This is a genomic window from Desulfobulbus elongatus DSM 2908 (genome assembly GCF_000621145.1).
Lineage (GTDB): Bacteria > Desulfobacterota > Desulfobulbia > Desulfobulbales > Desulfobulbaceae > Desulfobulbus > Desulfobulbus elongatus.
In genome coordinates, this window is sequence record NZ_JHZB01000070.1 from 1 (window position 1) to 4,104 (window position 4,104).

3 protein-coding genes are annotated in these 4,104 nt (G+C 58.9%); all 3 read right to left on the minus strand.

Annotated elements, in window-relative coordinates; translation table 11 throughout:
- Positions 1–242 precede the first annotated feature (242 nt).
- From istB to Q362_RS0117475, 3 genes are read right to left on the minus strand one after another with little or no spacing between them, the layout of a single operon-like run.
- Positions 243–1,007, minus strand: coding sequence for an IS21-like element helper ATPase IstB (gene istB, locus Q362_RS21615; protein ID WP_051554471.1), 765 nt, complete (start codon positions 1,005–1,007; stop codon positions 243–245).
- Positions 1,004–2,548 (minus strand): IS21 family transposase, encoded by a 1,545-nt coding sequence (gene istA / locus Q362_RS0117470; RefSeq protein WP_028319669.1) that lies wholly within the window; start codon positions 2,546–2,548, stop codon positions 1,004–1,006. The genes istB and istA overlap by 4 nt, the downstream gene beginning before the upstream one ends.
- Entirely contained in the window at positions 2,517–3,458 is a 942-nt protein-coding gene (locus Q362_RS0117475) for a ParB/RepB/Spo0J family partition protein (RefSeq protein ID WP_028319670.1), read from the minus strand. The genes istA and Q362_RS0117475 overlap by 32 nt, the downstream gene beginning before the upstream one ends.
- Positions 3,459–4,104: the final 646 nt, after the last annotated feature.

A 4,104-nucleotide genomic window follows, 5' to 3' on the forward strand; every position in this document is an offset into this window, starting at 1 on the left:
CCCGGAACGAACGCCCCGATCAGAGGGGATTGCGACGCCCACAAGCCTATGTGGGTGTCACCACCGATAAAAAACTGACCCGTTAGGCGTATTATTGCTGACCCCGTCGAAGTTGCCGGATTTCGATGAGCGTGCGATCTCACACCGATTCAGAGAGGTCCCCAATGATGGGATGGACGGCAGGCATCAGGGCTGCGTCGGGCCCGACGCAGCCCTGATGCCTGCCGGGAAGGTGGTTCTCGTTATTTGGGGGCGTTGAGTTGGCGTGATTGGTGGAGGCGCCAGGAAGGGCCTTTGACGGTGAGAATGATCGAGTGGTGGATCATCCGGTCAACTGTGGCGGTGGTGATGACCGGGTCCCCGAGGTAGTCGCCGAGTTGCTTGAAGTCGATATTGGTGGTGATGATTGTCGATCCTTTGCAGTACCGGCCATCGATGACCTTGTGGAAAAGCGAGGCATTGGCGGCATCGTGCTGTTCCAGACGATCAAAGCCGACTTCATCGATGAGCAGGATCTCTGGTGCCAGAAAACGTTTGAGTTTGCTGTCCAGGCTGTTGTCGGCAAGCCCGGCAAGGAGTTCCTTGAGCATCTGGGCGGCAGTGGTGTAGCGGCATCGGAAATTCTGCCGGCAGCCGATGAGCAGCAAGGCCTTGGCGAGATGGCTTTTCCCGGTCCCGGAATTGCCGGCGAGGACAAGCCCTTGCTTGCGCCTGGCAAAGTCCAGGGTGGCCAGTTCCATGATCTGGGTTTTATCGATCCCCGCCTGGAACTCGAAATCAAAGTCGTCCAGGAGCTTTCTTTCCGGAAGCCGTGCCTCCTTGATCCTCCGTTCAGCCCGCCGTTCCGTGCGGGCATCAATCTCCTGACGCAACAGGCGCCGAAGCAGTTCCGTGGTTGGGATGGCCTGGATAGCGGCCTGTCCGAGTTCTTCGTCGAGCACCGCGGCTATTCGGTGCAATCCCAGATCTCGCAAGAGGTCGTGGAGGCTGTCGGGGCACCTGTTCATGAGGGGTCCTGGTTTTGGCTGGTCAGATCCAGAAGCACGGCATACTCGTCCAGGGGGCGCTGGACCGTTTCCGGCATGAGGGCGCTGAGTTCCTGCTCGGCCTGACTGATACGGATGGATTCGAGGGTGCGGGGTTGCGCCTTGCTCCGGAGGATGCGTTCCACGGCCTTGCAATCGTAGGCGTGGTAGCGGCAGGCATGGCCAAGGGCGCGGTCGATGTCTTCGCAGTGATAGTGTTCTTTTTGGAGGAGGATATGGCGGGCGTGGAAGCCGCCGTTTTTTCTGGTCCCGTTTTGCAGACCCAGGAGGAACTCTTCCGCAAAACCGCCCAGAGCGAGAAATTGGTCGCGAACCGGCTCCAACCCGTAGCGGATGGTCCTGGTCCCGTGGATGGCGCTGTTGTCCAGCCGGATGCCGGCGCCGGCCGGCAACCGTTCATGGCGGACGATGAGGCTGAGTTCGGGGGAGTAGACGACGATTTCATGTTCCGTGGCCTTCATGGTCAGGATATCGGTCACATATTCGTAGGGAACGGGGTAGCGGTTGGTTTCAAAGGAAAGGTAGCCTTCGATGTCACAGACCCGCAGGGCCACTTCACCGGAGTCGTAGGGGTGCAGCGGCAGAGAGTGCAGGGCCGCGGCCTCCTGCTCGAGAAAGAGTTCGATGGGCGGTCGACCGGTGGTTTCATGGATATGGCGATCGCTTCTCTCTCGCAGCCACCAGCGGGCCTGGGCCCGCAGGTCCTCTAAGTCTCGAAACTCCCGGCCGCACAGGAGGTTACCTTCTACATATTGAAAGGGTCTTTCAATTTTTCCCTTGGTTTCGGCCCGGCCCCGGCGGCAGATGATCGGCTGGTTCCGATAATGGGTGATGAAGGCCGCAAAGGCCGGGTTGATGACCGGTTTGCCCCCTTCCCAACGCAGAACCACGGTCTTTTCGGAGTCGTACAGGCATTGCGCCGGCACACCGCCGAAATGGGAAAAAGCATCCTGGTGGCGGCGGATCAGGGTGAAAAAATCTCGACGTTGGCTGAAATCGATGTAGTGCCGGCGAGAAAATCCGAGGATATAGGAAAAGCACTGGACCTTCATTTTTCCGGCCGCACTGAAGTTGATCGTGTACGGACTCCAGTCCATCTGCCCCTGCACACCCGGATCGGTCTCGAAACGGACAACCGGTTCTTTTTTCGGCTGCGGGCGGATACGCCGCAAGTGATCGCGAAGAATACTGATGCCGCCGGTATAGCCTGCGGCCCGCAATTCTTCATGGAACCTTTGGCCGGTGAGCTTGGGATACTTTTCCAGCAGGCTTTCGATCAGTTCCCGGTAGGGATCCAGTTTGCTGTCCCTTGGGACCCGTTTGCCGGATACCACGAGGTCATGCCCCTCGTCTCGCCGAGCCTCGTGCTTACGCAGGATCTGCCGAACAGTGTTGCGACTGATGGCGAAATATCCGGCCAGGCTCCGGATTGACCATCCTTCCCGGGTCTGCATGACCACCAGGCGCTGTTCAAGCTCTTCCCTGTTGTGCAGAAATTCCATCTCCGCCTCCCATGATGGTGTGCAGCTCCTGCTCGACCAGAGCAAGGGCCGCCAGGACTTTACCGCCGGCCAGCCGCAGTTTACCAGCTTCTTCATTCCCCCATCCGGCAAGGGTGGTGCCGGAGAGGGTCAGGGCCGTCTCCAGGCAGGTCATTTCGTACCCGAGCAAGGCCCGAAACAGGGTCTTGGCTTCCGGGCCGAGACCTCTCTCGTCGCCTGGAGAGAGCGCCACCCCTTCTTGCCTGCCGCTGAAAGCACGCGGATCTCCCAGGATCAGGGCAACAGATCGGGGCGCATTGAGGAGTGCGGTGACCATCTTGCGGGTTTCCCGCCAGGTGAGATGGTGCCGGACAATGGCCTCGAGCACCTGCTGCTGGTTGTGGCGCTGCAACCGCGCCAGCTCCGTGCCGAGGCTGGCCGGCAGCAGCCCCAGACGGATCCGCTCCTGCGCCTCGTCACAGAGGCGGGCGATCAACGCCACCCGCCGGCTGACCCAGCTTTTATGGCGACCGAGCAGCCCGGCGATTTCCACCTGGCTGAGCCCGTCGTCATGGCACAGTGAATGGACCACCAGGGCCTCTTCCATCGAACTGATGCTCCGTCCCACCCGATTCAATTGCAGCATCGCTGCCTTGCAGGCCCGTGGTCCGGCGGTCAGGCGACGAACCGTCAATGTTTCCAGGGAAAGACTGCGGGCCGCATTCAGACGTTTGAACCCGTCCAACAACTCATCGCAACCCGCTTCAAGACGGCAGACCACCACCGGCGACAACTGGCCGTATTGCCGCATCGAACCCAGAATCGATCGCTCCGCCGAGGGGTCCACGATACGCAATCCCCGAAATCTTTCCCCGATCTTGGTAATGCCCAGAGGCTCCGGCTCACTCTCCAGATGTATGCCTCGTTCCATATCCCACCTCGTTGTTTGGTTTGGCTTACGATACGGTATGGGAACGGACAGGGCCATCACCTCTTGCAGGGACCGTCAGGGGTACTCGTTGTCGATTCTTTGTTATTTCAAAAGGTTGACAGTTGATCACCTCTTGAAGTCGATGTTGGGGGAGTCGGAGTAAATAGCCTATGATAACCAACTGTTGCCGGCTCATCACCTCTTGCACAGTGGTCGGCAATTGTGGGGGATCCGGGGTGGGCGCCGTGGCGGGCTTGTTCGGCAACTCTTGAGCTGATGCCAAGCGTTTCTCAAGATAAATCTCCCGGAAATAGGCCCGGTTCTGCTTGTTCCATTCTCGGCATTTACGGGCATGCCACTTCTTTTGACACTCTTGACTGCCGCAGGTCTTCTGTCGTGTCCCAAGGCGTGCATCCGGTTGGAACCATTTCCCGCACATGCGGCAAGGACGCTTTCGATTCTTGTTCTTGGTACCCATATCTCCCCCTGCTTTGATCAATATTCAGGAGCAGTATACGAGTCTTCTTCGGACAACTGGGAAACGTTCAGGTGGGTCTTGCAAAAACTGCGGGAAGGAAGGCGAAAAAACGGGCAGGGGGGTCAAATTTTCGGTGGCGGGTGGGTCAGTAATTCATCGGCGGTGACA

Bases quoted from the DNA above. Each gene is read 5' to 3' on its own strand.
- istB (WP_051554471.1), bottom strand. From the start codon at position 1,007: ATGAACAGGTGCCCCGACAGCCTCCACGACCTCTTGCGAGATCTGGGA.
- istA (WP_028319669.1), bottom strand. From the start codon at position 2,548: ATGGAATTTCTGCACAACAGGGAAGAGCTTGAACAGCGCCTGGTGGTC.
- Q362_RS0117475 (WP_028319670.1), bottom strand. From the start codon at position 3,458: ATGGAACGAGGCATACATCTGGAGAGTGAGCCGGAGCCTCTGGGCATT.